Annotated in this window: 1 protein-coding gene; it reads left to right on the plus strand. The window is 53.8% G+C overall.

Annotated features, from left to right (window positions below):
- Positions 1 to 3,138: protein kinase (locus ABX962_RS33130; RefSeq protein WP_372725961.1), on the plus strand; the 3,138-nt coding region annotated here is incomplete at its 5' end.
- Positions 3,139 to 3,294 lie beyond the last annotated feature (156 nt).

Genomic DNA, 3,294 nt, shown 5'->3' on the forward strand with positions numbered 1-3,294 from the left:
TATGACGAGATGTTGCAACGCGAGGTCGCGTTAAAATCATTTCGCCGAACCCGCAATGCGGAATCCGACGACGAGGATCCTCGGTTGTTCGAAGCACGCGCCGCAGCACGGTTGAACCACCCCTGCTTGGTTCCGCTGTACGAAGCGTTCCAAGATTCGCAATCGGTCTATCTCGTTTCCGAGTTCTGTGAGGGGCCGACGCTTGCCCAATGGTTGAAAAACCACGCTGGGCCGGTTGATCCGTCCGTGGTAGGCGACACGATTTTGCGTTTAGCCGATGCGATCGTGCATGTCCACGAACGCGGGCTGGTTCATCGTGACATCAAACCGCAGAATATTTTGCTGCACCCCAACGAAACGGCTGAGCAGCCGTCACGATTATCGCCGCGGTTAACCGACTTTGGGCTGGTTCGAGACCTGTTTTCCGATTCGCAGATCGACTCGGATGACCGTATGGTCGGAACGCTTCACTACATGGCTCCCGAGCAGGTACTGCACAGCGAACAGACGCATGGGGAATCGTGCGATATTTTTTCGCTTGGCGTGCTGACCTATCGAATGCTGACAGGAATACTGCCACACCGCGGCAGAAACGCGGAAGAGGTGTTTGAATCGATTTGCTTCGCAAAACCCGTCGCTCCTCACATCGTTTCACCCGGCATTCCCAAGGATCTCGAAGCGATCTGCATGAAATGCCTTGCCAAGGATCCCGCACAGCGGTACGCCAATGCGAGTGAATTGACGGCGGATCTGAACCGATGGCAGCAAGGATTGATGGTCCACGCTCGCCCTCGTTCGCTCGTCGAACGAACCATTAACGCTGCTCGCAGGTCCCCGTTGGAAACGGGCTTGTTGGCCACCGTGTTTTTGTTGATTGCTGGCGGCGCCATGGTTCTCGCCAGCAGCAATCGTCGTCTGGCCGACAAACAAAAATCGTTGCAACTCGCGCTAGCCGACATTCAAATCCGGAAAGAAATCGCGATCCATCAGGAACGTCAAACGCGTGTGCAACGAGATCTAGCAAAGGAGCACGAACGGACAGCGATTCAAACGGCCTACCATTCCGATTTGCGATACGCCTATTCGTCGTTGGCGAGCAAGAGTCCGGCCAAGGCGATTCAGATTGCCGAGTCGATCGAGCGATTCGCTGCGGGGGTGATTCCCATCGGCGATGATTTGCGTTTGTTAAAATCACGCGCCAGTAAACATTGGCTTGCCCTGGATCGGCATACCAGTCAGATCCGCGACCTGCTGATTTTGAAGCAAAGTGATCGCGGCCTCGTCGTCAGCGAAGAAGGAATCATTCGGATTCATCGCCTTGACAATGCAGAGGTGACCCAAGAGTTTGTCTTTCCCGATGACACCCATGTCTATTCGGTGGCGGTCACTGCCGACGAAACCTTGATGGCAGTGGGCAAACAGATTGCCCAAGACGGGGAATGGTTAGAAACACGAAACGAGGTTGAGTTCATTTCGCTTGACGGTTCACCGTTTCCGGCACCTTTGACCGATTTTCCCTCCACCGTCCAATCACTTGCTTTCAGCCCCGATGACGCGCGGATCGCGGTCGGTTGCCGCTACGAACCGGTTCAGATCTTCCCGGTATTTCGTACCGAACCAACCTCGAAAAACGCCTCCGTCATCTCGATTGACGCACCTCGGCGAAACCATGACATTGCCTTTTCGCAAAATGGCAAACAATTGCTGATATTGAAACAGCAAAATACGCCGCGACTCGTTAACGTCGATAATCCATCGATCACCGAGGAATTCGGCTTGGGAAATCTGGTTTATCGAATGGCGTGGTCCAAAGATGGACGCTATCTCGTTTGCACATTCTCTGATGTTGATTATCTGTATTTGATCGATTTGGAATCACCGAATCGCAAAATCCGACTCGAGCAACCGATCGGCAAACCGAATTGTGTGGCGATCTCCGATCGGGGACATCAAGTCGTCGCAGGTTTTCACAATGGAGCGATCGTCACGTGGGACTTGAGCAAGACCATCGCGACCGCAACCGACGAAACGACGCCCCCTCAAAGCGTGCTGGATCCCACCGGTTTCAATGTTTTCCACACCAGCGTCGTTACCGAGATCTCGATCGATGACCAGGGACGCATTCTAAGTGGTGGTGAAGATGGGTCCGTCGCCATCAGCCCCTTTCACGCGATCATGGATCCTCAAATCGCCACGACTCACCATTCCATCGACGCGGCGCTCACTCACGATGGGAAAACGGCACTCGTGGCCTGCGGTAATTCAGAGGTGCTCTGGGTCGATACTAAAACCTTGCAAATCAATCAGGTGCAAACTCCCCGCCTCGGAGAGTTACCGACGCAAATCAAAGTCTCACCGAACGATCATTGGGTCAGCGTGGGATACGACAACGGCAACGCTCAGCTGGTCAATCTCTTGAAACCGACGGTCTCGTACTCGGTCATGTGTCCGGAATGCGAGACGGATGGCCGAAGACTCGTCCAGGTCGAGTTTGGCTTTGACGGCAATCAGATGCTCGTCTCTTCCGACCGTGGCTACGTGATCAAATTGTGCCAATTGCCCACAGACGCACTCGATTCCGATAACACAAAAAACGAACTGGTGATCGTTGGCCAATTACGATTGCCCGTGGACCATCGTGCCAGTCTGCTGCATCGGACGAATCATTGTTTGTTGTTTGGCGAATACATCGGAGAATATCGATTCGATGAAGGTGACGGAAACGTGGTCACACGCGGGGTGAACCAATTCCGTGCGACATGCGCCGATTATGCCACCAAGAGAATTTTTTCGGCGGCGTTCGATGGCCGAATTCGGCTGCATGATTGGCAAGGTCACATTTTGAAAACAGGCAATCGCTGGGAGTCTGATGAAGACGGACAGCGGCGTTGGCCGGAAATGAGCTCGATCACGATCACACCCGATCGCGAAAGCTTGTTGACCGGCGGCCATGATGGATCGATCGCCATTTGGAACTCGCGTGATTTGCGGTTCATCGGCACCCTGATCCCGGCAAACAACCTCGGCCCCATCACCCACATCGCCTTCGCCGACGACGCCCGGCTGTGGATGTACCATCAACGAATGGACGATGCGGATCAGCCGCAGACGGGACTGAGAATCGAGTGGATTCAGTAGATCGTTTTCGAAGGACCGCGTCGTCGATATCCACTGACATCGCAAAATCCGCTGACATCGCAAACAAATCGAGGAATTGTTAGGAAATAACTTCGCGGTCCGCCCGGGCGGTCTTATGTCGAAGTGATTTCCGAACCATTCCTAAACTTGATCGAA

This window comes from Novipirellula sp., from assembly GCF_041583735.1.
Classification (GTDB): Bacteria; Planctomycetota; Planctomycetia; order Pirellulales; family Pirellulaceae; genus Novipirellula.